Source organism: Maricaulis sp. (genome assembly GCF_034670125.1).
In the GTDB taxonomy this organism is placed as follows: Bacteria; Pseudomonadota; Alphaproteobacteria; order Caulobacterales; family Maricaulaceae; genus Maricaulis.
In genome coordinates this window covers 62195-86545 of record NZ_JAXMOC010000007.1, presented here as the reverse complement: position 1 = coordinate 86545, position 24351 = coordinate 62195, and the positions used below count along the sequence as shown (strand labels likewise).

24 protein-coding genes are annotated in these 24351 nt (G+C 63.1%); 9 read left to right on the top strand and 15 right to left on the bottom strand.

From position 1 onward, the window contains the following. Positions 1–518: 518 nt before the first annotated feature. From VOI18_RS12685 to VOI18_RS12665, 5 genes are read right to left on the bottom strand one after another with little or no spacing between them, the layout of a single operon-like run. Positions 519–3944, bottom strand: a complete 3426-nt coding sequence (locus tag VOI18_RS12685) for a hypothetical protein (RefSeq protein ID WP_323762787.1) — start codon at positions 3942–3944, stop codon at positions 519–521. Further along, a complete protein-coding gene (locus tag VOI18_RS12680) occupies positions 3928–4659 on the bottom strand; it encodes a hypothetical protein (RefSeq protein WP_323762786.1) in 732 nt (243 codons plus the stop codon). Before VOI18_RS12680 ends, VOI18_RS12685 begins: the two co-directional genes overlap by 17 nt. Before the next feature lie 4 nt (positions 4660–4663). Beyond that, positions 4664–5056, bottom strand: a complete 393-nt coding sequence (locus VOI18_RS12675; protein WP_323762785.1) for a DUF6468 domain-containing protein — start codon at positions 5054–5056, stop codon at positions 4664–4666. Further along, the gene (gene fliM, locus VOI18_RS12670) at positions 5053–6183 is read right to left on the bottom strand and encodes a flagellar motor switch protein FliM (RefSeq protein WP_323762784.1); all 1131 of its coding nucleotides are present in this window, start codon (positions 6181–6183) and stop codon (positions 5053–5055) included. The genes VOI18_RS12675 and fliM overlap by 4 nt, the downstream gene beginning before the upstream one ends. A 29-nt stretch (positions 6184–6212) precedes the next feature. Next, entirely contained in the window at positions 6213–6776 is a 564-nt protein-coding gene (locus VOI18_RS12665; RefSeq protein ID WP_323762783.1) for a flagellar basal body-associated FliL family protein, read from the bottom strand. A gap of 261 nt (positions 6777–7037) precedes the next feature. Between VOI18_RS12665 and VOI18_RS12660 the strand changes: the two genes are divergently transcribed. Genes VOI18_RS12660 through flgH form a run of 4 tightly spaced genes read left to right on the top strand, consistent with a single transcriptional unit; the run spans position 7038 to position 10318 of the window. Beyond that, positions 7038–7787 (top strand): flagellar hook-basal body complex protein, encoded by a 750-nt coding sequence (locus VOI18_RS12660; protein ID WP_323762782.1) that lies wholly within the window; start codon positions 7038–7040, stop codon positions 7785–7787. 16 nt (positions 7788–7803) lie between these two features. After that, positions 7804–8589 (top strand): flagellar basal-body rod protein FlgG, encoded by a 786-nt coding sequence (gene flgG / locus VOI18_RS12655; protein ID WP_323762781.1) that lies wholly within the window; start codon positions 7804–7806, stop codon positions 8587–8589. 12 nt (positions 8590–8601) lie between these two features. Continuing rightward, positions 8602–9546, top strand: coding sequence for a flagellar basal body P-ring formation chaperone FlgA (gene flgA / locus VOI18_RS12650; protein ID WP_323762780.1), 945 nt, complete (start codon positions 8602–8604; stop codon positions 9544–9546). 16 nt (positions 9547–9562) lie between these two features. After that, complete coding sequence (gene flgH / locus VOI18_RS12645; protein WP_323762779.1) at positions 9563–10318, top strand: flagellar basal body L-ring protein FlgH; 756 nt, start codon at positions 9563–9565, stop codon at positions 10316–10318. Positions 10319–10439: 121 nt separating this feature from the next. Here flgH and dksA read toward each other — a convergent pair whose 3' ends face one another. Both dksA and VOI18_RS12635 read right to left on the bottom strand, forming a co-directional pair. Beyond that, entirely contained in the window at positions 10440–10868 is a 429-nt protein-coding gene (dksA, locus tag VOI18_RS12640) for an RNA polymerase-binding protein DksA (protein ID WP_011643887.1), read from the bottom strand. A 161-nt stretch (positions 10869–11029) separates the two neighbouring features. After that, on the bottom strand, positions 11030–11440 hold the full coding sequence (locus VOI18_RS12635; RefSeq protein ID WP_323762778.1) for a flagellar assembly protein FliX: 411 nt from the start codon (positions 11438–11440) through the stop codon (positions 11030–11032). Positions 11441–11689: 249 nt separating this feature from the next. Here VOI18_RS12635 and VOI18_RS12630 point away from each other — a divergent pair, with 249 nt between their 5' ends. The 4 genes from VOI18_RS12630 to VOI18_RS12615 are packed head-to-tail and all read left to right on the top strand — an operon-like array spanning position 11690 to position 14320. After that, complete coding sequence (locus VOI18_RS12630) at positions 11690–12805, top strand: flagellar basal body P-ring protein FlgI (protein ID WP_323762777.1); 1116 nt, start codon at positions 11690–11692, stop codon at positions 12803–12805. 2 nt (positions 12806–12807) lie between these two features. Continuing rightward, the gene (locus VOI18_RS12625; protein ID WP_323762776.1) at positions 12808–13134 is read left to right on the top strand and encodes a rod-binding protein; all 327 of its coding nucleotides are present in this window, start codon (positions 12808–12810) and stop codon (positions 13132–13134) included. 2 nt (positions 13135–13136) lie between these two features. Further along, positions 13137–13586, top strand: coding sequence for a flagellar basal-body protein FlbY (locus tag VOI18_RS12620; protein ID WP_323762775.1), 450 nt, complete (start codon positions 13137–13139; stop codon positions 13584–13586). A gap of 59 nt (positions 13587–13645) precedes the next feature. Next, positions 13646–14320 (top strand): class I SAM-dependent methyltransferase, encoded by a 675-nt coding sequence (locus VOI18_RS12615; protein WP_323762774.1) that lies wholly within the window; start codon positions 13646–13648, stop codon positions 14318–14320. Positions 14321–14351: 31 nt separating this feature from the next. On the opposite strand, the gene VOI18_RS12610 is transcribed toward VOI18_RS12615, so the two are convergent. Then, positions 14352–17102 carry a hypothetical protein gene (locus VOI18_RS12610; RefSeq protein WP_323762773.1) on the bottom strand — a complete coding sequence of 917 codons (2751 nt, stop codon included), beginning with the start codon at positions 17100–17102 and terminating at the stop codon, positions 14352–14354. 239 nt (positions 17103–17341) lie between these two features. On the opposite strand from VOI18_RS12610, the gene pseB reads away from it, so the two are divergent. Continuing rightward, entirely contained in the window at positions 17342–18415 is a 1074-nt protein-coding gene (gene pseB, locus VOI18_RS12605) for a UDP-N-acetylglucosamine 4,6-dehydratase (inverting) (RefSeq protein WP_323762772.1), read from the top strand. Here the strand turns inward: pseB and pseC are convergent. The 7 genes from pseC to flbT form a co-directional block, all read right to left on the bottom strand. Beyond that, entirely contained in the window at positions 18412–19578 is a 1167-nt protein-coding gene (pseC, locus tag VOI18_RS12600) for a UDP-4-amino-4,6-dideoxy-N-acetyl-beta-L-altrosamine transaminase (protein WP_323762771.1), read from the bottom strand. The two genes, pseB and pseC, sit on opposite strands and share 4 nt — an antisense overlap. Before the next feature lie 137 nt (positions 19579–19715). Then, a complete protein-coding gene (locus VOI18_RS12595; RefSeq protein ID WP_323762770.1) occupies positions 19716–20549 on the bottom strand; it encodes a flagellin in 834 nt (277 codons plus the stop codon). 230 nt (positions 20550–20779) lie between these two features. After that, positions 20780–21082 (bottom strand): flagellar protein FlaG, encoded by a 303-nt coding sequence (locus tag VOI18_RS12590; RefSeq protein WP_323762769.1) that lies wholly within the window; start codon positions 21080–21082, stop codon positions 20780–20782. 162 nt (positions 21083–21244) lie between these two features. After that, positions 21245–22069, bottom strand: a complete 825-nt coding sequence (locus tag VOI18_RS12585) for a flagellin (RefSeq protein WP_323762768.1) — start codon at positions 22067–22069, stop codon at positions 21245–21247. Between the two features lie 351 nt (positions 22070–22420). Continuing rightward, on the bottom strand, positions 22421–23248 hold the full coding sequence (locus tag VOI18_RS12580; protein WP_323762767.1) for a flagellin: 828 nt from the start codon (positions 23246–23248) through the stop codon (positions 22421–22423). A gap of 199 nt (positions 23249–23447) precedes the next feature. Further along, positions 23448–23828, bottom strand: coding sequence for a flagellar biosynthesis regulator FlaF (gene flaF / locus VOI18_RS12575; RefSeq protein ID WP_323762766.1), 381 nt, complete (start codon positions 23826–23828; stop codon positions 23448–23450). Then, positions 23828–24214 (bottom strand): flagellar biosynthesis repressor FlbT, encoded by a 387-nt coding sequence (gene flbT / locus VOI18_RS12570; protein ID WP_323762765.1) that lies wholly within the window; start codon positions 24212–24214, stop codon positions 23828–23830. Before flbT ends, flaF begins: the two co-directional genes overlap by 1 nt. Positions 24215–24351: the final 137 nt, after the last annotated feature.

Sequence of the window (24351 nt, the reverse complement as noted above, 5' to 3'; positions counted from 1 at the left end):
TGGGAGAAGGTGGCCGGAGGCCGGATGAGGGGGGAAACGCCCGCTTTCACCGGGATTTACCCCTCACCCTGACCCTCTCCCGGGGGAGAGGGAAAGTGCGTGTCAGCAAAAATCCGCGAAAACTTATCCCCACCCCTCGCCACCAGGCGATAATGGCCTTGGTTTTCGGGACGGGAGGCACGAGCTCAGTCACTTGTGCCCGGAAACGAGCGGAGCCTGTCCGGGCAGCGGTGTGACAGCCGATATGCACTGGCAGGGCGTGCGACCAGGTCGCGGGGCACTAAACGACCGACCCCATCTACCTGACGCATTGGAATCGGGGTGGAGACAGCCCGGGAAACCTCCCACCCTTTTTTTTCAACAAAGATTTGGCGGGATGCCGAGGACACCACGGACACCGCCTGCCAGCCAATCGGACACCCCGGTGTCCACCGGCATCCCGTTCCCTCCCACACTTCGGCGCAAATGCGCGCGAAGACGATAAGCCGTGCGCATGTCTGGAGAAGGAGCAGCGACCGCTAGCTCGGCCCACCGCCATTCACGAAGCGCGCCCGGAACGGCTCCATGAAGGCATCCAGCGTATCGATGCTGGCGATTCGGGAGGCCATGTCGGAGAAGCGGACATTGCCCGGCGTCGCGCCATCGTCGGTCAGCAGGCTGAACGCGGCGGCCTGGTCGGTCTGTGTCATTGCTTCGCCATATCGCTCACCCAGGCGCACCGCACCCGTTGTGTCCCGCGACAGGCTGTAGGCGATGGCGGCCCTGAGGAGATCGTCTTCCTCGGTCGGTTCCAGCGGTGCCGGATCCGAATACCGATTGCCCAGAATGCCTTCCAGACGCCGCCCGGCATTGCGCCAGTCGCGCTGGGTCCAGGCGACGTCGGCGCGCAAGCGGCTGGCGGCCTCGGACTGGTCCGAGGCGATCAACTCAAGCGCCTGGTCCGACCGGCCCAGTTCGGACAGGGCGCGGGCTTCCAGCAGATAGCGTTCATCGACCAGTTCATCGGGCAAGCCGGCAATGCGCGACCGGCGGATGGTGTTGAGCGCATCCTCATAGCGGCGGTCCATCAGATAGACGATCGCCAGATCGGTCGCGACCCGGGCACGCGCCAGCGGCTCACGCAGGCGATAGTCGACCTGGTGCTGCAACAACTCGGCGGCCGGGTCGAGCAGATCGAAGGCGATCAACCGGTCGGCCAGGCGACGGATCATGCGGTCACCATCGGCCCCGATCGGGGCGAGGTGCTGATACTGGTAGAAGATCGCGACGGCCTCGACCGGATCCATGCGGTCAGCCTCGCCATCGAGGAACAGGCGGCGGAAGATCGACACCATGTCCTCACCGATACGGCGTCCCGCTTCCGATTCCGGGAAGCGTGCCTGGGCGGTCGCCATGGTTTCCAGACCGCCGGCAAAATCGCCGGCCTGGACGTAGAGTTCGCCGAGGGTGCGGACGGTTTCCAGCTCGATCGTGTCGCCCCGCCAGCGAAAACGAAGATTCTCCAGGCTTTCGATGGCCTCGCTGCGGCTAATCAGCCCCTCTTCCAGCTGCAAGCGGTTGAGATCATACAGGGCCCTGGCCTCGGACTCGGGATGGCCGGATTCCGACAATTCCTCAAAACGGCGGATCGCCTCCATGCGATTACCGCCGATCTCGGCCAGACGGGCGGCGACAAATCGGGCATCCAGACGCGTCTGCCAGTCCGGATCGCCAGCCTCGACCGCATAGAGATAATTTTGCGCCGCCGCCGTGTCGCCGAGCTCCAGCGCGGCACGGGCGTGCGCGGCATTGAAGCGGGCCTGCCACTCGGGCGGATAATGATAGACGGTCGCCTCGCCCGTGCTGAACCGGCGGCGGGCATCCTGCCACCGCTCTTCTTCCACCGCGACCATCGCGCGCCAGAGGTCGGCGGCCGGGTCCTGCGCCAGCGACGCATGAGACAAATAGGCCGAGGCATCCTCCTGGCGGTGCAGCATGTAACTGGCCACAGCCCGGAGCGCGCGGACATGCGGATCATCGACCAGTTGCGGTTCCGCGGCCGTGGCCAGCTCGAGCATGCCGAGTGCCTCCGGGGCCAGGTCACGCGCCAACAGGAAACGGGCCAGTGCGATCTGGCCGTCCGTACCGTCCTCGAGCGCGGTACGGCGCAAGCGGGCATTCCACTCGTCCATGTATCGGCCATCGCCGCGCCAGGCGTCGAAATACATCAATGCCGGCGAGGAAATATTGGCCAGCACCGACGTATCCGGATCAGCCCGGCCGGCAGTGGCCGCCGGCGTCAGGTCCAGTCCGCTGGGTCGGCTGATCGCCGCACCGGCTCCAATCAGTGTAATCTCGATGTCTTCGGCAATCGCCTGGACAGCGCCGCCCTGGGCGCTTGGCAGCAGGGCGCCGCCGACAAATTCGCTCCGCGCGGCCAGTCCCTGGATGGGACCGAGCGCAGTGATCACGCCCACCGTGTCGCCGACCACCGGATCATCGATCCAGCGAATGGCGTGGGCACTCGACATGTCCATGAGGATACGGCCGGGCCGTCCGCGACGGGCATCGCGGCGTACGGTGATCGGACGCGGCGGCGCATCGATCCGCTCGGACAGGACGACGGTCCAGCGATTGCCGTCGACGCGGGCTTCCGCCTGCGAAGTTGCGGGTACGATCAGGCGCGCCGCCGAATAGGTCTCGCCATCAACGCCGACAAAATTCCGTATATGGCGTCGACTGGCCCCGTCGAGTTCGCGCAGGTCAAGCTCGGCAGCGGCATCGAACACCACCCAGATCGCCTCGCCGCGGCGGAAAACTGCCATGCCAAGGGGGGCCTGCCAGTTGAAGTCGATCCGCAGGTCTCCATTGAAATCCGAGACTTCCGCGCGCACGACGCCATCAGCCGGGACCGGGTTTGCCCCCGCCGACTGGGCCACGAGGGGGGCTGGAGAACTCGGGTCAGCGACGGTTGCTGGCGGCGGTGTATCGGTAGCGACCGGCTCGGCGGCCTGGGCGGGGCGCGTCGGCGTCTCGCGCTGCGGGCGGGGTACGGCAACCGGTGCTGCCTCCGCCGGTTCCATGCCTTCGTCGACCGGGTTGGCGGCGGCCAATTCTGCACCGGCGGCCGCCTCGATTTGCGCCAACAGGGTTTCGGCGTCGGTAAAGGCCGGGTCTGGGAGATCGATGGCGACCCGCCCGTTCTCGCCCCAGGCCCGCACCTGGACCCCCGGTTCGACCTCGAGCGTCAGGACGAACTCGTCGCCTTCCCGCGTCGCGGTCAGCCCATTGAGAAAGCGCGGCGGTGACCCGGCCAGACGGCTCAGATCAATCTCGGCCGGCTCGGCGAACCGCACTTCTGCGACATCGCCGGACTGGCTGACCGACACCGCGACCTCGCGCGGCCACATCAATTCAATCCGGGTGTATTCGGTTGCCTGTCCGACCCGGTATTGCACCGGCAACGCCTCGGCCGGCGGCGGTGGTGGCGGTGGCAGGGCGGCCTGGTCGGCGGCGAGGCGCGCCGCCTCGATTTCACGCGCCTCGCGCGGCGAGACGATGGCGTCCGGCCGGGCACCGCCCAAGGGGACGAAATCGATCGCGATCTGGTCGTAGCTGGCGGACGCATAGGCATCGACCGACTGGTTGAGCGCGATCCGGAGCGTTGACCCGTCAGCGTCCAGCCTGGCCCGGGCGGCAAGGCCCTGGAGCTCCCCGACGAGGGCCGATACATCCGCGTCCAGCGGCTCGGAGAGGCGGGCAATGAGGACGGTGTGCTCGACGGATACCTGCGCCGTCGGCTGCCTGTCGGCCACCGCGTCGTCATAGTCGATCAGCAGGCGCAGGGCGTTATCGCCACGCTCGACACTGAGCGTGGCTGGCGACTGGGCCAGGGCTGTTGACGCCAGCAACAGCGGCAGGACGCATCCGGCAAGGCCGGCCGTATGTCTAGTCGCCCTCGGCAATCCGCGCCTCCAGCTCGGCGACGGTTTCCGGCAGATCGGACCGGCGCGCCATGCGCTCGGTCAATGCCGCGGCGGCACCGGTATTCATTTCGGCCAGGATCGCCCCGAACGTGCGCTGCGACATGCGCGACGCGATCTGCAACTGGGTGTCCATGTCGAGCGTTGCGATGCGCTCCGAGGAATCACGCGGGTCCATGGCCGAATACCAGGACACGATCACCTGCATGTCTTCATCCTCACGCTCCGACAGCTCGCCGGACAGGCTCTCGATCTGGGTCCGCAGCGCATTCAGCTCCGTGATCTTGGTGTCCACCTGCTGTTCCATCGCCAGCATCAAGGCCTCGCGCGTCTCCAGCTCGCGCTCGCGGCTGTCGAGTTCGGCCGAGCGTTCGCGCAGTCGATAGATGACACGCTCCTCCTCGGCCGTCCGGGCACCACTGGCAATCCGCTCGGCGAAGGCTGCTGACACGTCCGACGCGCTTGGCTCATCTTCGGCCGGCGCCGCTGCGGCATGATCGGCCGGCATGATGGGCGCATCATCGCCCTCGCCCACGTCAGGCTCGTCATGGGCCTGCTCGGTGACTTCTGCCGCCATGGCGCTGCCCTGGGCCTCCCACCAGTCGGCCGCCCCATTGGCAATCGACAATGTCTTGAGCCCCAACAGACCGCCCATCAGGACGGCCAGCACGGTGAGGAAGCGAAGGGGTTCACGCATGGTGCTACCTCACATCCTTGAGATCGTTGATAATGCGAGACCCGGCTCCGTCGGGGAAAATGTCGGCGGCCCGGCGGCGCGGAGCGCGGCGCTGGGCAAGGCTGTCGGCCTTGCGGTCGACACTGCCGGTCACAAGATGCAGCTCATCCGCCAGGGCGCGGGCTTCCCCAACGCGCTTTTCCAGGACATCCACTGACTGCGAGGTCGCCCGCTCGAGTGCACCAAGGCTGGCCCGGGCGCGGTCGGTCGCCTCATTGAGGGCAATCACCGACTCACGCACGCCGTCCTGGCCCTTCTTCAGGGCGCTTAGACGGCGGTCGACGCGCCAGCACATGACGACAGCCACAATCAGGAGTGCGGCAACAAGGCCTTCAAAAATCAGGGCGGCGAGTGTCATGCAAACCTCATCATGGCTTTCTTGGCGCCCGGCGAGAGCGGTCCGCTCAGGCGCAGGGCAACATTGTGTCCGATGCGACCCATGCGACCGCGGGTCAGGGGGACCTGACCGCAGCGCAGTTCGACATCACTGCTCGGTGACGCGTCGAGATAGAGCGTGTCACCCACTTTCAGATTGGCCACCGTACCCAGGGACACGCGCTGCTCGTCGAGCACGGCCTGGACTTCCATCTTGGTCGACCAGAGCTCGGTCGCCAGGTGGCCTTCCCAGATATTATCACGTCCGAATTTTTCCCCCATGAACTGCTGGAGCAGCATTTTCCGGATCGGCTCCAGAGTCGCATAGGGAAGAAGAAGCTCGATTCGACCGCCGCGGTCTTCCATGTCGATCCGCAGCTTGACCAGAATCGCCGCATTGGCCGGTCGGGCGATGGCGGCAAAGCGGGGGTTGGTCTCGACCCGCTCGAGATCGAACTCGACATCGGTCAGCGGCGCGAAGGCCTGCTTGGCATCGCCCAGCACCACCTCGATCATGCGCTGAACGAGCATCCGTTCGATGGTGGTGTAGGGCCGCCCCTCAATCCGCATGGCCGAGGTGCCGCGGCGACCGCCGAGCAATACGTCCACGATCGAGTAGATCAGGTTCGAGTCGACCGTCAGCAGGCCATAATTGTCCAGCTGCTGGGCCCGGAACACGGCCAGGATGGCCGGCAGCGGGATCGAATTGAGATAGTCGCCGAACCGGATCGAGGAAATATTGTCGAGCGAGACCTCGACATTGTCCGAGGTGAAATTGCGCAACGAGGTGGTCATCAGCCGCACGAGGCGGTCGAAGACGATCTCCAGCATCGGCAGGCGTTCATAGGAGACCAGCGCGGAATTGATGATCGCGCGAATACCCGACTTGTCCGCGGAATCGTCATCCGAGAGCGAGAAGCCGAGCAGGCTGTCGATTTCGTCCTGGTTGAGAATGCGCTCGGCGCCACCACCGACGGTCGGCAGGTCCTGCTCGTCATCCTCGGCACCGACCATGGCCTCCCATTCGGACGCCAGGTCGAGGTCGTCGCCGTCCTCGGCCATGGCTTCCCATTCGGCCGCCAGTGCATCTTGGTCCATATCGTCAGACATGCGTGTGCTTTCCGTTGGTCGTCATGGGCCTAGTCGACAATCATGAATTCCTGGATCCAGACCGCATCGATCTGAGCGGGCTCGATAGCCAGGTTGACGCGGCGCAGCAGCTCCAGCTTCACGCGGTGCATGCCGGCCGACCCGTAAAGATCGTCCTCGCGCAATTCCCGCAGGAACATGATGAACTGATCCATGATCGGATCGACATGCTCTTCCAGGATTGGGCCGAGATCATCACGGCTGGATTCAAAGGTGATCTTCAGCTGGACGATGACCGGGCGGCCGGTCGCCGACCGGATATTGGTGGTGATGGTCTCTTCAGTGCCGTCACCCTCGCGCAGGTCATAATAATATACTTCGTCAGAGGCATGACTGTCGGCGGCGCCATGGCCGTCCGCGGCCTCACCATGACCGGCGTCGGCGTGCAGTTCCTCGTCATCGCCGCCACCGGCGAACATCATGAATCCACCCACACCCGCGAGCAGCAGGATCAGGACAGGAAGGCCGATAAAGAGCACCAGTTTCAATGGGTTCTTCTTCGGCGCCTCTTCACCTTCGGCGTCGTCTTCAATCTCTTCGTTGTCATCAGCCATCGTCAGGCTCCCAGTCGGGGGAATCATCTGATCCCATTAACGGCCAGCGCGGTTAACGTTTCGTAGTGATGGGCCGCGACCCGGCAACTTCTTCCCCCACCGCGGCGGTCTTTGCCGGAAAGGCTTGCCGGGCGCTCGCCGCCCCTCCCGTCAACCTCTTGTTTTCCATGAAAATTAACCTTGGCACGGCCTGTGCAGCAGCACTGGCAACTGCCGCGCAATGACGACGGCGGACCCCAGGCTCCAGAAAGGAACCGCCCGATGGACAACGCAATGATGATCGGCCTCTCGCGCCAGATGACCCTTCGCCGGTCTATGGATGTCGTGGCCAACAATATCGCCAACGCCAACACGGCCGGCTTCAAGGTTGAATCCCTGCTGCTGGAAAACCGTGCGGCGCCGACCGCCACCCATGATGACGGACCGTCCGACGTCCAGTTCGTCAATACGTGGGGCATGGCCCGTGATTTCCGCCAGGGAGAGCTCGCCTTTACCGGTCGCGAATTTGACCTCGCGATCGATGGCAATGGCTTCTTCGCAATCGAGACGAATGGCGAGGAACAATTCACCCGCGATGGTCGCTTCCGCCTGGATGGAGCCGGCCAGCTGGTCGCATCCGACGGGTCGCCGGTGCTCGACGCCGACACGCGCGGCCCGATCCTGATCGACAGTTCGGCTGGCAGTGTCCAGATCGTCGATGGCGGCACGATCATGCAGAACGACCAGCAGATCGGTCGGGTCGGCGTGTTCGAGATCGCCAACCGCTCGGAAATGTCCAAGCAGGGCAATGGCCGCTACACGATCCCGCCGATCGAGGACCCGGCCGACGCGCCGCTGGCCATGCTCGATCCGACGGTCAGCCAAGGCTATGTCGAACAATCCAATGTCCAGTCGATCCTCGAACTCACCGACATGATGGCTGTCATGCGCAGCTATCAGTCGGTCTCGAAATTCCTTGAACAAGCAGAAGACCTGAGCAAGCGCGCCATCGAGCGCCTTGGCCGGATCTGATCGGAGGAGACCGAATATGCGTGCTCTCACCACCGCCGCCACCGGCATGCAGGCCCAACAGCTGAATGTCGAAGTGATCTCGAACAACCTGGCCAACATGAACACCACCGGGTTCAAGCGCCAGCGGGCCGAGTTTCAGGATCTGCTCTACCAGAATGTCCAGCAGATGGGCGCCGCCAGCTCTGACGCCGGGACGATTGTGCCGACCGGCGTCCAGGTCGGCCTGGGCGTTCAAACAGCGTCCATCTATCGCATTACCGAACAGGGTGCCCTGTCGAATACCGGCAATCCGTTCGACCTCGCCGTGTCCGGCGAAGGCTATTTCCGGGTGCAAATGCCCGATGGCTCCGATGGCTACACCCGTGCCGGCAACTTTGCTGTGAGCGGTGATGGCGAGCTGGTCACCTCGGAGGGCTACACCGTTGCCCCCGGCATCGCCATTCCCAACGGCGCCCGCCAGATCGAAATCAATGTCCAGGGACAGGTACAGGTTCAGATCGACGGCCAGACGGACATGCAGACCGTGGGGCAGCTCGAACTGGCCACCTTCTTCAACCAGGCCGGACTCGAAGCGATCGGCGACAATCTCTTCCTGGAGACCGCCGCATCCGGATCTGCATCGCTCGGCACACCGGGATCACCCGGCTTTGGTGATGTCCGCCAGGGCTTTGTCGAGACCTCGAACGTCAACTCGGTGTCCGAGATCACCTCACTGATCCAGGCCCAGCGTGCCTATGAAATGAACGCCCGCGTCATCACCGCGTCCGACGAGATGATGGCCGCTTCCTCCAACCTTCGCTAACGGGAGAGATTGATGATCCGCACAAGCCTCATCGCAATCGCCTGCCTCACCACGGCCCCGTTTGCGACCGCCTCCGCGCTGGCCGGCGACCCGGTCGTGCTGCGCGAAACCATCCGCGTCGACAACGCCCAGATCACGCTCGGCGACCTGTTCGACATTACCGGCGAGCAGGCCGACATCGTCCTTGCCCGCGCTCCGGCGCCGGGCGGGCGGACGGCACTGGACGTCAACTATGTCCGCCGCATCGCGCTGGAAAATGACCTCGAATGGGCCAATGCCGGCGGTCTGCGTCGCCTGTCCATCGAGCGCGCCAGCCGGGTCGTCTCGGCCGATACGCTGGCCGCCATGCTGGAAGGCGAATTGTTTGCCTCGGAAGGCCGGGTCCACGAAGTGCACCTGTCCAGCACCGCCATGGCCCTGCACGCTCCGCTCGACAGCATTGGCGGCCCGGAGATCCATGACCTGTCGTTCGACAGCCGCTCCGGCATGCTGGCCGCCGAGATCGCGCCCTATCACGGGGGCCGGACGGTTCGCGTCACCGGGCGTGCCTATGCCACGATCGAGCTGCCGGTCCTGGCACGACCGGTCGCCTCGGGACAGGAAATCACGGCGTCGGACATCACCTGGGTCAGCCATCGCTCGGACCGTCTGCGCCCCGATGCCATCCTCGACCCCGACGCCCTGATCGGCATGGAGACACGCCGCGCCCTGCGTCCCAACGAACCGCTGCGTGGCTACGACCTGCAGCGCCCGCTGATGGTCGAGCGCGGAGACTTGGTCACCCTGATGTTCTCGGTCCCCGGCATCCAGCTGACGGTGCGCGCCCGCGCCATGGAAGATGCCGCCGACGGCGAGGTTGCCCGCTTCGTCAACCTGCAATCCAACCGCACGGTGGAGGCCCTCGTGGACGGCCCGGGTCGTGCCCGCGTCGGCACCTCGCCGGCTGCCAGCTTCTGATCCAGGAGATCACGCCATGATCCGCAAACTCGCCACCCTCGTCATCGCCGCCGCTGCCCTGCAGGCCTGCGCTGTTTCCGACCGTCTGTCCTATGTCGGCCAGACCCCGCCGATGACGCCGATCCAGAATCCGGCCGAACTCGCCGGGACCGGCCCGTCGCAGCTGCCGATGCCGATGCCGCGCATGCCGCAGCAGCGTCACGCGACAAACGCATCCGCCAACAACTCGCTCTGGAACGCCAATTCGCCGACCTTTTTCGGTGACCCCCGCGCTGACCAGGTCGGCGACATCGTCACCGTCAACATCGCCATCTCCGACAGCGCCCAGCTGAACAACACCACCAACCGCAGCCGCTCATCGGCCGAGGACAGCGACCTGACCAGCTTCCTGGGCGCCGACCTGACCGGCTTCTTCAATGACAATATCGACCCGACCTCGATGACCAGCCTCGGCTCGACCTCGTCGCTGGCCGGATCGGGATCCGTCAACCGCACCGAAAGCATCTCGCTGACCGTCGCCGCCCTCGTCACCCAGGTCCTGCCCAACGGCAATCTGGTGATCGCCGGGCGTCAGGAGGTCCGCGTGAACAACGAGGTGCGCGAACTTCTCATCACCGGCATTGCGCGTCCCCAGGACATCGGGTCCGACAATACGATCGCCCACACGCAAATTGCCGAAGCCCGCATTTCCTACGGTGGCCGCGGACATCTTTCCGATGCCCAGCGCCCCCGCTACGGCCAGGAACTCTATGACATCCTGATGCCGTTCTAGGACAACCAATCCCCACCACCATCGGGACCAACTGGGCCGTTGCGCAACACGCGTGACGGCCCATTTTTTATGGCGGGATTGACCTGAATGTCCGGCGGAATCGGGCTCGACGGTGACCGGATCAGCTGTCGCGGTGGACGCGTTCCTTGCGCTCGTGGCGCTCTTGCGCCTCGAGGCTCAACGTGGCGACGGGCCGGGCATCGAGCCGGGCCAGCGAGATCGGTTCACCGGTCTCGTCGCAATAGCCGTACTCGTCTTCTTCAAGACGGCGCAGGGCCTTGTCGATCTTGGAGATCAGCTTGCGCTGACGGTCGCGGGCACGCAGCTCCAGCGACCGGTCCGTTTCAGTCGAGGCGCGGTCGGCGAGGTCGGGCAGAGCGCCCATGTCTTGCTGGAGATTGGTGATCGTCGAACGGCTTTCCCGGAGGATGTCATCCTTCCAGGCCATGAGCTTGCGCCGGAAATATTCCTTCTGCCGGTCATTCATGAACGGCTCGTCTTCCGACGGGAAATAATCCTTGGGCAGTTCGATCGGTTCAGCTTCGCTCATCGCTTTCCACTCAACTCCACGCGGTACAGCGCTCTCCCCCAGAAAGCGGGCCGGAGAATATGCACCAAGCCGCTCAAGTCAATGTGGAGACGCTGTTGCCACACCAGCTACAGTGAGCAAATAGCCGAAAACCTTGAATGATTTGTGTCCAAAAACGCGATTTAGCTGAACTTGGCCAGTTCAACCGCTGCCCGTGTCTCGACCTCATCAAGCGCGGCTTCCAGCCGGGCATCATTGGTCGCGTCACGACGCGTCTGCAAAAGGTCCATCAAGGCGATCAGCTTGGAGCGCGGCAGACCGCCTTCAAGCAAGGCGATCTTGAGCTCATCAAGCATGTCCAGCATGTCGAAGGCCCGATCGGTCGCCTGCTTGCGCGCGTGGGTAAAATCCTCGACGCCCTGGAGCGCCAGGATGGCATCAACCGACTGGACGGAGGAAACGCCGCTGGCCGTCATCCCGGCACCGGCCTTGGCCGGCGAGTCCAGTTTGAACGCCTCGCCTGACGCGCGCGAGGTGGTCTTGCGCTTGCCGGCGGAAACGGAACTGGTGGAGCTGGGTCCGGAGACTTTCATGGCAGGAATCATTTCCTCGTGATGACATCCAATGGATGCGGTCGGGGCGATTAACAGAGACTTAACCCGATTGCCCGGATCGGCAAAATCTGCCGGTGCGGTATTGCAGGTGGCGCGTTTTTCCGCCCCTGCGAGCATCACACTACTCGTCAACCCATTGTTTTTCGACGTTTTATTTTATTAACCAAATCCGGAAAACTGGCACGGCACTGGCAAGGTCGTGGGCGAACCTGTTCCGGAGACCGCAAAATGCGCCTGATCATCGCCCTTCTCGCCGCCCTGTCCCTGTCGACGCCGACCCTGGCGTCCTCCCGCATCAAGGACATGGTCGATGTCGAGGACGTCCGCGACAACCACCTGGTCGGTTACGGCCTGGTCGTCGGTCTGGACGGCACCGGCGACAGCTTGCGCAATGCCGCCTTCACCAACCAGTCGCTGAACGCGATGCTGGAACACTTCAACGTCAACACCCGCGACGCCAACCTGAATACCCGCAACGTCGCTGCGGTAATGGTCACGGCTTCGCTGCCGGCCTTCTCCTCGCAGGGCAGCCGCATCGATGTGACGGTGTCGGCCATTGGCGACGCCTCCAGCCTGCAGGGCGGCGTGCTGATCGCCACCCCGCTGTTTGACAGTCAGAGCCGGGCCTGGGCCGTCGCCCAGGGCTCGCTCGCGGTCGGCGGTTTCGAGGCCGCCGGCGACGGTGCCAGCATTACACGCGGCGTTCCGACATCCGGCCGCATCGCCAACGGCGCCCTGGTCGAGAACCCGTTCGAGGGATCCGGCATCGACCCCTGGGCGGAGATTGCCAGTCGCGGCAGCCTGCGCCTGTCGCTGCGCAATCCCGACTTTACCACCGCGCGCCGCATGGCCGACGCCATCAACGCCTATGTCGGCCCCGGATCGGCACGGGCCACCAATCCCAGCACGGTCACCCTGCTGCGCCCGAGCCATTTTGACGGCGACATGATCGACTTGCTGGCCGAAGTCGAACAGCTGCGTGTCGAAGCCGATATCCCGGCCCGCATCATCATCGACGAGAATACCGGCACCATCGTGATGGGCGAAAATGTCCGGGTTTCCACCGTGGCCATTGCCCAGGGCAATCTGACCATCACCGTCACCGAAAGCCCGGTCGCCAGTCAGCCGGCGCCGTTCTCGGACGGCGAGACTGTTGTCCTGCCGCGCACGGATGTGTCGGTCACGGAAGACAACATGCAGCTCGGCGTGCTCGAGGAAAGCGTTTCGCTGAGCCAGCTGGTCGATGGCCTCAACGCCATGGGCGTCACCCCGCGCGACATGATCACCATCCTCCAGGCGATCAAGGCGGCCGGCGCCCTGCAGGCCGAAATCGAGGTGCTGTAGTCATGGACGGCATGCTGGAATTGCAACTCGCCAATGCCACCGGCGCCGGTCGCGCCCAGGGCGCTCCCAATGTCGGCGGCGCTCGCAACGAGACCGAAGCCCGTGCCATCGCCGAGGACTTCGAGAGCTTTTTCCTGTCGCAGATGATCGAGCAGATGTTCGCTCAGACCGGCGAGGAGAACCCGTTCGGCGGCGGGTCCGGCGAGCGCGCCTTCACCGGCCTGCTGCACGAGGAATACGCCAAGGTGATGGCCCAGGCTGGCGGGCTTGGGCTTGCCGACCGCCTGACTTCAGAAATCCTGCGCTACCAGGAAACCGGGGAGATCTAATCATGACCGAACTTGCCGCTGGCAACCCTGCCGAACGTGCTGAGGGTCTGCTCAAGCTGACTCGTCGCCTGACTGACTTGATCAACGAGGAAACCCGCCTGTTCCAGGACCGCCGCCCGCACGAGGCACTGGTCCTGCAGGACGAAAAGTCCCAGCTGGCCAATATCTATCGGGCCGAGGTGGCCCGGGCCCGCAAGGAACCGGCCCGTTTCTCCGGTGCCCCGGCTCCGATCAAGCAGGCCCTGCGTGACGCAACCACCCGCTTCCACGAGTCGCTGGCGGAAAACGGCCGGATTGTCGGCGCCCTGAAAACCGTCACCGAAGGCGTCGTCAAGGCGATCGCCGACGAGGCTGCCCGGCAACGCTCCACCGCTGGCGGTTACGGCCCCGGCGCCTCGCAGCAATCCGGGCGCGGCGGCAATTTCGCCATCGCGGTCAATCGCACCGCCTGATCCGGGCAGATTGGTGCGACCGGCTTGTACGATCGAGCCGGTTGCGGCATCTCACCGCCATGAACCAGTCCGCCGACACGCCTGTAAGACACGCCTATGATGCATGGGCCGGTCAGTACGACAGCGACAGCAACAAGACCCGCGATCTGGACGCGACTTGCCTCGTCGAGGCCGGTCTGGACCTGGCCGGCAAACGCGTGGTCGAGTTCGGCGCGGGGACCGGCAAGAATACGGTCTGGCTGGGACAGCAGGCCGACCATGTCCTGGCGATGGACATCTCACCGGGCATGCTTGACCGGGCCCGCGACCGAAATCTCGGCTCCCACGTCACATTCATCGAGCACGATGTGACACGCCCTTGGCCGGTTGCGAGCGGGTCGGTCGACCTAGTTGTCGGCAATCTGGTTCTGGAACATGTTGCAAGCCTGGCACCGGTCTTCGAAGAGGCCGCGCGGGTATTGCGCCCGGCGGGCGTGCTCTATCTGGCCGAGCTTCACCCGTTCCGCCAGTTGCAGGGCAGCCAGGCGCGCTTCGAACAGGCTGATGGGACACTCCGACACGTTGATGCCTGGTATCACGGGGTCTCGGATTACTGTTCGGCGGCCCGGGCGGCCGGCCTGCACCTGCGGGACCTCCGTGAGCCTGCTGATGCCGGGATCACGGTGGGTAGCGGTGCGGCACCTCGCTTATTGGTGATGCAGTTCGCGAAGGCGGCCGGCAGGCAGTCGGTCTAGTAGGAAAAAGTCAGCTGGAGGCCCGGCCTGGCTAGAAATAGCCACCGGACTGTCCGCTACCGGAGTTCAGACGGGCCAGACCGGCCTGGTAGTTGGCCAGCTGCGCGTTGTAGTAGGCCGGAACGGTGCCACCCTTCTTGCCGGCCTGCGGGCCTTTCAACAATTCTTTCAGGGCGGGATCCATTGTCAGGTCCCGGTAGGCCCGCTGGACCTTGGACAGGGCATCCTGCAGCGCCTCCATCGCCGTCTCCGCCGTATCCTGGTCAGACAGCGACATCACCGTCGGCAGGTCCAGGGCGAACAGCGGCGGGCCATCTGTGGTCTGGTCGTCCTTGTTCAGCAATGAGCCCGTATTGACGATTGCGCCGGCCGAGATGCCCAGTGACTTGAGGAGATCACGGCCCTCACTGCCGGCGAAGAGTTCAATGGTCGAACCCTCGGCGGCCTTGATCCGCAGCATGTCGCCTTCGCTGGAGCGCCGCACATCGGCCGTTCCGTCCAGAACCAGCTTTGCGTTGATCTTGAAACTGAGCGAGCGCATCGTGTCATCGGCGTCGATGGAAACCTTCTTGCGGCGACCGCCATTGACCGACACGTAGAAGAAGTCGTCCTCCCGCGCCGAGCTGCGGTCGGTGACCACGCGGCTGTCGGAATAGGTCAACGTTCCGGAAGGCAGGCCAAGCGCGTCAAGCACGCTGTCGTCGGTGGTCGACAGGGCGACGCCCTTGGCATCGGCCAGACCACCCCGCCCGGAAACCTGGGTCGACCAGTCCAACGCCCCGGTCGTGGCATCCAGCTGTGCCGCGAACGCATCGCGCTCACCGGTCAGGGTCCCGCCATTGAGTCCGCCCAGGGTCTTGCCGGCGATATAGACCTTGCCGTCATGGACCTGGACCCCGGCGGCGCCGTCATCCTTGTCCGAGCCGACAAAGGTCAGAAAATCAGTCGTCGGTGCGGCGCCATCGGAAAGCTTCATGACGAAGGCATCGCGAACACCACCCGCATGGGCCGATACCGGAGCCGTCGGAGCGAAGGCATCGCCGGCCGCGCCGGTCAGATAGATCCCGCTCGCATCAATCGCCAGGCCACCAATCCGGCCATCGTCCAGATCGCCAAGATCCTGTTCCCAGATCGCGGCCGAAGTGTCGTCGCTGACATCAAACTTGCGCAGGACAGCGTGGCCGTCCTCGTTGCTGGCCACCACCAGATTGCCGTCTTCGGCGATTGCGATTGCCGACACGGATTCATCGCCGGTCGACCCGACCCGACGCGTCCACAAGGTGGTGCCGCTGGTGTCGATCGCACGGATATACCCGTCTGTCGCGCCGCCCTCATGGGCGTCGTCGCCGAACGCGCTCGCTGATTTGCCAGCCACATAGACCGTGCCGTCATCGGCGATGGCGACCGTGCCTGCCTGATCATCCTTGGTTCCGCCGAAGCGTTGCGTCCATTGCTCGACGCCGCTGGCAGAGTATTTGACGACAACACTGTCGCTGCCGCCAATATTGGTCGTGTCGCCAAGGCCGCCTTCGACCTTGCCGGCGACAACCACATTGCCGCTGGAATCCGTCGCGACCGACAGGCCCTGAGCGCTTTCTGCAGCGCCGAGCACCCGGCTCCAGACGCGATTGCCGGTCGAGTCATATTTGGCCAGGACCAGGTCCTGCTCGCCTTTTAGCACTTGCCCATCGGTCGATGCCGAGGCATGGCCGACAACGAAGATTCCGCCATCCGCCGACGCCGTTGTCGCGTGGATTTCGAGCGGATTATCTTCCTGCTTGATCCGTGTCTCGCCCTCTTCGCCGCCGACAACCTCCACTTCCGTGGTGTCCGGGTCGGCGCTGAAGCGCGTGGTGTAGCCTGTCTGGGGCGTCCCGCTGGCCAGATCGGTCAGCTTTACAACCTGCCCGCCGGCGCTGTCATTGATGCCGGAAACGCCGGCGAAATAGAGCGCCGGCTCGGCCGCCGCGGCGGAGAAGGATAGTGTCTCCGTGGAGACGCCGGAAATCTTGAAGCCGTAATTATTGCCCGGCACGACCCCGACATCATTCTCCTCACCAATCTTGGCGCGTTCGAAGCGCGAGATCACGCCGGCCGCTTCCAGGCTGGTGTTGATATGGTCCGAGATATTGTCGAGGTTGCGGGTCGTTGCCCCCATGTCGGCCAGATCGATGTCGATGGTCTGGGTTACGCCGCTTTTTTTCACCGAAATCGAGAACTGGACATCACCGGTCAGGCTGGCGACCTCGGCATCGAAATCACCCTTGTGGATCGTGCCCGTCGTATACTGCGACGTGCCGCGCGCAATTGCGACTTCGCTTTCAATCTTGGACAGCTGCTCCCCCTTCAGGAGGGTCAGGTCTTCCAGGTCCATGTCGTCGAAGAAGCCATCCAGCTGGGCCAGGCCGGACTGGAAACTCTTGTCGAGAAACGAGCGACGGCTGTCCGCCGTGGATTTTTCCTTGGCCTCTTCAGCCAGTGCTGCCAGGCGCTTGAGGCCTTGGTGCAACGAGAACAGCTGCTTGTGGTCATCCGGTGCATCCAGACCGGAAAACTCACGATCCGGATCGTTGAAGAACACACCATTGGCGAGAACCTTGCGGCTCATCTCCTCGAGCGTCATCAGGTTCGGGGATCCGACCTCCCACGGCGCCGGGGCGGCGGGGGCCTGGGAGCGGGCGGACGACGCGGTCGACAGCGCAGACGACGAGGCCAGCGAGGCGCTGATACGTGAATTGTACCACCCCGTCAGAAGACCAACATTCAGTCCGATCACGCTCACAACGAAAATCCTTCAAGTCCGACTTTGCATCATGGACCCGAAACAAGAAGAAAGTGTTGCGAGACAAGGTAAATCGGGTCAGACAAATTGTCTGTATTGCCGCTGTTCGGGGTGGCCTGTGCCGGGCCTGCTCACAACCGATGAAATCTGCTAGTGTTGCGCGCTCCCGGACATGCCTAACGCACCGTTAACCTTGGCAGCGCAGCGTCTGACACTGGATACGAATCGCGAGGCCAAGCATGTCAGACAAGACAGCGCCCGAAGCGTCTTTCGAGGAAATGATGAACCAACGCTCCTTCCTCGACCCACGCATGCCGCTCGACGGCAAGACCATTCTCGTCACCGGCGGGACGGGCTCATTCGGCCACAAGCTGACCGAGACCATCTGCGCCGAGTACAAGCCGAAGAAGCTGATCATCTTCTCGCGCGATGAGCTGAAACAGTATGAAATGGCTCAGGATTTTTCGCCCAGCGACTATCCGTTCCTGCGCTATTTCATTGGCGATGTGCGCGATGAATCGCGGCTCGACCAGGCCATGCGCGATGTCGACATCGTCATCCACGCGGCGGCCCTCAAGCATGTTCCGATCGCCGAGTACAATCCGTTCGAGTGCATCAAGACCAATGTGATGGGAGCCGAGAATGTGGTCCGCGCTGCGATCAAGCGCGGTGTCAGCCATGTCTGCGCCCTGTCGACCGACAAGGCCGCCAACCCGATCAACCTCTATGGCGCCTCAAAACTGGCCGCCGATAAAATATTCACGGCGGCGCAACACATGGGCGGCGAAGGCGGCCCGGTCTTTTCGGTGGTGCGCTACGGCAATGTTGTCGGATCACGCGGATCGGTCATTCCCTATTTCCGCCGACTGATCGAGGCCGGTGCCACCGAGCTGCCCATCACCGACCCGCGCATGACACGCTTCTGGATCACGCTCGAGCAAGGCGTCAATTTCGTTCTGTCCAGCCTGTCGATGGCCCGCGGCGGCGAGATCTTCGTTCCCAAAATCCCGTCGATGAGCACGGCAGACCTGGCCCGCACGATGGCCCCTCACCTTCCCCACAAGGTGATCGGCATCCGGCCGGGCGAGAAACTGCACGAAGTGATGATCCCCGAGGATGATGCCCGCACCACGATCGAGCTCGACGACCGTTTCGCGATCCTGCCGGCCCATGGCGCCAAGGTCACGGCCCGCTATCTGGCCAGCGGCGGTCACCTCGTACCGGACGGGTTCAATTACGCGTCCAACACCAATCCGGAACAATTGACCGACGCCGCCCTGAGGCAGTTGATCGGCATGGCCGCGGCCGCCTAACCCTTCAACACCGTCGCCAGCGCCTCAATCACATAGGCCGGATCCTCATCCGCCATGTCGACGAAGAGCGGCAGCGACAGTGTGCGCGCGTAATAGGTGCGCGCACCGGGCAAATCCTGTGGGCCGTAACGTTGCTTGTAGTAGGGCTGGTCGCTGACCGGGATGTAGTGGACCTGGCTGCCGATGCCGAGCTCCGCCAGGCCGGCCATCACGCCGGTACGCCCAAGACCGGTCCGGTCAAACCCGATCCTGACCGGATACAGGTGCAGGCACGGCTCACAGTCCGGCGTGCGGGCCAGCGGCTCGACTGGCAAGTCAGCCGCACACAGCGCAGCATCATAGGCTTGGGCCAGGGCAGCACGCCGGCTGGAAAAACTGTCCAGGCGCCGCAATTGCGACAGCGCCAGCGCCGCCTGGATGTCGCTGAGCCGATAGTTCCAACCCAGCGCCTGCATCTCGTACCACCAGGATTCGCCCTCGCGGCGCTGGTGACGGCTGGCGTCGCGCTCGATGCCGTGACTGCGCAATTGCCGCAGCCGGCGGGCAAGCTCGGGGTCATTGGTTGTGACCATGCCGCCCTCCCCGGCTGCGATGGTCTTGACCGGGTGGAATGAAAAACAGGCTGCTCGGGAGTGGCGACAGGCCCCGACAGGCTGCCCCCGCCACCGCGATCCGACCGCATGGCAAGCATCCTCGACCAGCACAGCACCGGCCTCGCCGGCGATCGCTTCGAGTTCGTCGAGCGCCTCACACTGCCCGGCCAGGTGGACCGGCAGGACAGCACGGGCCCGCCCGCCGGCTCGCGCCAGCGCGTCAGCCAGGTCAGCGGGTCGCATCAAGCCGGTATCGGGGTCCACATCGGCAAAGACGACATCGGCACCACAATACAGTGCCGCATTGGCCGTCGCCAGGAAGGTCACTGCCGGGACAATACAGGTGTCACCGGGGCCCACCCCTTCCGCCGCCAGGGCCAGATGCAGGGCCGTCGTCCCGTTCGAGCAGGCAATGGCGTGTGCCGCCCCGACCTGGTCGGCGAAGGCCGCTTCCAGGGCATCAATGGCCGGACCGGTTGTCAGCCAGTCGCTGCGCAGGACATCAACCACGGCCGCAATATCGCTTTCGTCGATAGATTGGCGACCATAGGGCAAGAACCGTTTGGACATGCTCGATACTCCCTGCTGACCCCGGCGAGGCGGCGGTCAGGCATCATGTTGCCGGAAATGATGGATTGAGTCGCCCAAACGGAAACGGCCCCCGGAAACCGGGGGCCGCGCCGTGGTGGTGGAGACGGTGGGACGGATCAACCGCCGAACAGGTTGAGGATGATCTGCGGCTGGCCGTTGGCGATCGACAGGGCCTGGACACCCAGTTGCTGTTTGACCTGCAAGGCCTGCAATTTGGCACTCTCGACGGCAAGGTCGGCATCGACCAGGTCGCCGACGCCGCGGGTCAATGAGTCCATCAACTTGCCGACAAAGTTGGAATGGGCTTCCAGCTTTTTCGTGTCGGAGCCGAGATTGGCCAGCGATTGGTTGACGTTTTCCAGGGAGGTCTTGATCGCAGCCACGGCATTGGTCGCAAGGGTGACGGACCCGAGGCTGGCCGTTGCGGCAATGGTCAGGATGGTGCCGCCAATGCTCATGTCCTGCGACTTCAGGGTCACCGACCGGGCCGCATCGGCATCAGCCAGGAACTCGATGCCGCTGGTGATCGAGCCGTCGAGAATGTTGGCACCGTCAAACTCGGCATTCTGGAGGATGCCACTGATCTGGTCGAGGAGCGCCTTGAAGTCCGAGTCGTAGGCAGCCCGCGAGAAGCTGTCGAGCGACGGATCCATGGCCGCGGTGGCCTTTTCGCGCATCTGGACCAGGAGGTCGGAAATTGACTCGCCTGCCGCGAGGGCCACATCGCCGATGGTCGAAGCCCGGTCGAGACCGCTTTGCACGGCCTCAAGGGCTCGAATGTCGGCACGCATTCCCTGGGCGACAGCATAGATCGCGGCATTGTCCTTGGCGCCGCCAATTTTCAGGCCGGTGTTGATCCGGTTCTGAACCCCCAACATGTCGTCATTGGTCTTGTTCAGATTCTGAAGAGCGATCATCGCCCCGGTATTGGTATGGACGCTCATGGTCATGCGACATTCTCCCGCGTTCTCAGTCACCGCCATTCAGCGGCTGTTCGAACCGGTATGCGCAAGAGGCGTGCCGTTTTGGCACGGTGTAAAATAAGAAATATTTTCAGCTAGTTAAACGCGCAATCCAAGCAAGGGTAAGGATGCTCTGCGTGGGCTTGCCGGGCCACATATGCCCGGGTGGTCAATATTTGCCGGGTCTTTGCAGCCTGCAATGGCGACACTGTGACCGGTCAGGCCTTCTGGTCGACGATGCCGGCCGAGCGGGTGCGCAGGTATTCCATCAGGTCGCCGTGTTTTTCCGGGGGCCAGCGCCGCACGGTTTCGCCGGTATCCTGGTCAATCAGCAGATAGATGTACTCACCGGAGGCGTCGTCCTGGAGAATCTTCAAACGGGAGTTGCTCAGCGTCTCTGCCGCCAGGCGCTCAATGTCAGCGGTGCGTTCCGGCGACGCATTCCGGCCCGGGGCGCTGCGGTCCGCGTCCAGAACGGGCTCGACCCGCCGCACGGCTTCGCGTGGGCGGTCTGCAGACATGTCCCTGTTCTCGGTGATGGGTGCCACTGGAACAGATTTTGGATTGAACCCCGTTTCTGCCATTTGAATTTTCGCTGACGCGGAGGCATCAGCGCCTCATCAGAATTTCGCGTCAACCGCGGAGGCGGATGGCGGAGCGAGGCTCCGCCATCCAGTCCGTGATTAACGGAAGTAACCCAGGATCGTACTGGGCGCCGAGTTGGCGATCGACAGGGCCTGGACGCCAAGCTGCTGCTTGACCTGCAGGGACTGAAGACGCGCGCTCTCTTTGGCCAGGTCTGCATCGACCAGGTTGCCGATACCCTTTTCCAGGGCATCAGACAGCTTGCCGACGAAACCCTTGTGGATCTCGAGCGAGCTGGACGCGGTGCCGAGCTTGGCCAGCGATGCGTTCAGGTTGTCGAGCGAGGTTTCGATCGTGGTGACGAGCGTGGACGCATCACCGGCAGACGCGAAGGACGCTGCCGCAGCAACCGTCACATTACCGCCGCCCAGAGTGAAGTTCTGGTCGGAGATGGTGATCGTGTTGGTGCCGTCAGCATTGGCCAGCGCCGTGATCGAGGTCACCGAACCATTGATCAGGTTGGTCCCGTTGAACTCGGCATTGGACGTGATAGTCGCAATCTGGTCACGCAGGGCCTTGAAGTCTTCGTTCAGGGCCGTACGGGACGCCGTATCGAGCGAGGAGTCGGAAGCGGCCAGGGCCTTTTCCTTCATTTCGATGAGAATGTCACCGATCGCTTCACCAGCAGCCAGGGCCACGTCGGTGGTCGATGCGGCCAGATCGAGCGAATTGCCGACAGCGGCATAGCCGTTGACGTCAGAACGCATCTTCTGGGCAATCGCGTAAACGCCGCCATTATCCTTGGCGGAAGCCACAGCCAGACCGGTGTTGATGCGGCTCTGGACTTGCTCCATGTCGCGGTTGGTCTGATTGAGGTTCTGCAGCGCAACCATGGCGCCGGCATTCGTGTTGATTGTAGCCATTTCTTGGCCCTTTCCATTCTGGTTTCATCCGGACGTTCTGCCCGTCGGGTCTTCTGACCCTGCCAAGGAAAGAGCAAGCGCGGTGCCAATTGGGCATTGACCGCAAGGGTTAACTCCGAGTCGCGTGATTCGCCGGGCTGTTTTTGCCGAGTCATTCTTTGCCCAGTAACCATTTGGGCGGCAATTTTTGCCTACCAACAGGCAGAATTCGCTAGGCAAATCCTGCCGATCGGCAAGTTTTTATGATTAATATCAAGTTAATGACCGATTTCAGACATGGGTACCCGCCAGCGCTGTCGAACCTGAAAAAAAGACCGGGATCGCCACAAGGGCGATCCCGGCCGGACGAACTTAGCCGAAGAACGACAGGATGGTCTGCGGCGCCTGGTTGGCAATGGAGAGAGCCTGGACACCCAGCTGCTGCTTGACTTGCAACGACTGGAGTCGGGCGCTTTCCTTGGCCAGGTCGGCGTCGACCAGGTTGCCGATCCCCGTCTCGAGGACATCCGACAGACGCGAAACGAAATTCTTGTGAACTTCAAGCGACTTGGATGCCGTACCGAGCTTTGCCAAAGAGGTGTTCAGGTTGTCGAGAGACGTTTCGATTGTCGTGACGAGCGTGGACGCGTCACCTGCCGAAGCGAAGGATGCTGCCGCCGCCACGGTCACCGTACCACCGGCCAGGGTAAAGTTCTGGTCAGAGATGGTGATCGTGTTGGTACCGTCAGCATTGGCCAGCGCCGTGATCGAAGTCACCGAACCGTTGATCAGGTTGGTGCCGTTGAACTCGGCGTTGGAAGTGATCGTGGCTATCTGGTCCCGCAGGGCCTTGAAATCTTCGTTCAGGGCCGTCCGGGAGGCTGCATCAAGCGATGAGTCAGATGCCGCGAGCGCCTTCTCCTTCATTTCAATCAGAATATCCGAAATCGCCTCACCGGCAGCCAGAGCCACATCGGTGACAGAGGTCGCGAGGTCCAGGCTTTGCCCGACCACACCATAACCATTGACCTGAGAGCGCATGCGTTGAGCAATGGCATAGACACCGCCATTGTCCTTCGCACTGGCTACTTCCAGTCCGGTGTTGATGCGATTCTGAACCTCATTCATCGACATGTTCGTCTTGTTCAGATTCTGCAGGGCGATCATTGCCCCAGCGTTGGTGTTGACAGAAAGTGCCATTGTTGTGCTCTCCATTCTGGATGCATTTGAAGCTGAATTTTTCAGCCGTGGGCGTTTTGCCCGCACAGGACTTCGCAAGCGGCATGCCGCAGAGAAGCGCCAGAAAAGAGCTTAAAATCAGTGTTTTAGGATATTAAAAAAGGCACCTTCCGGAGAAGGTGCCTGTTTCTGCCTGCTGTTATTGCCGTGTCGGCAATTGTTACCCCGCGGCCTGCTCCGCCCCGGCGCCGGCCTGCGGCATCAACCCCTGCATCACCGTCCGGTTGATGTCGACAAGGTCGTCGATCGCCTCGGGATTGCGCATGGCATGACTGCCGTGTTTCGACACGAAGATCGACAGCGAAATAATCGCCGCCCGCAAGGCCTCGGGAAGCTTGTTGTCCTGACTGGCACAATCGAGCGCAAGATTGCTCCAGACACGCCGGTTCCAGTCAATGGCCGAGGCCCGGTCGCGGACCGCTTCGAGGGGCAGCGTCTTGGCGTTCATGAGGGACCGGGTCACCTGGGCAAACAGCCGGTACTCGGTGGCACGCGGGTCTTCCGCTCGCGCGGCAGTCGTCTGATAGGCTTGTAGGGACATCAGCTCAGCCTCTCGGCTTCATAGGTCATGAGTTTGCGGCAACCCAGCAACGCCTTGTAGTGCTCGTTTGCCATCACGTCGCGACTGACATTCACGCACAGACCGAGGGTCTGCGGGTCCGAGACAACCCCCATAAACTCATTCATGCGAAGCACGAACTCGTCATACAGCTTGTCGTCCGCCTTGTCGGACAGATACATCATCATGATCGGAAAATAGATGCGCTTGACCGGCGTATCGACATCCTCGGCGTGAAGGATATCCTTCTCGCGCAGGACCGACGCCTTGTTCTGCAGCACAAGATTGGCCCGACGGTCGCCATTCTCGATGACGGCTCCGTTCAGGACAAACTTCTCGCCAGGCTTGAGCGAGATTTTGAGCGGCATGGGATCCCTCCGGTCGGCGTTCTGACGCGATCCATGACGGTCGCTGCGCACACGTTCGCAATACTGGGTGAAGAAATGGTTTCCGAACCGCCCGGGCAGGATCATCGGTTCTTAGCAAGTTCTTAAAGCGAATCTCC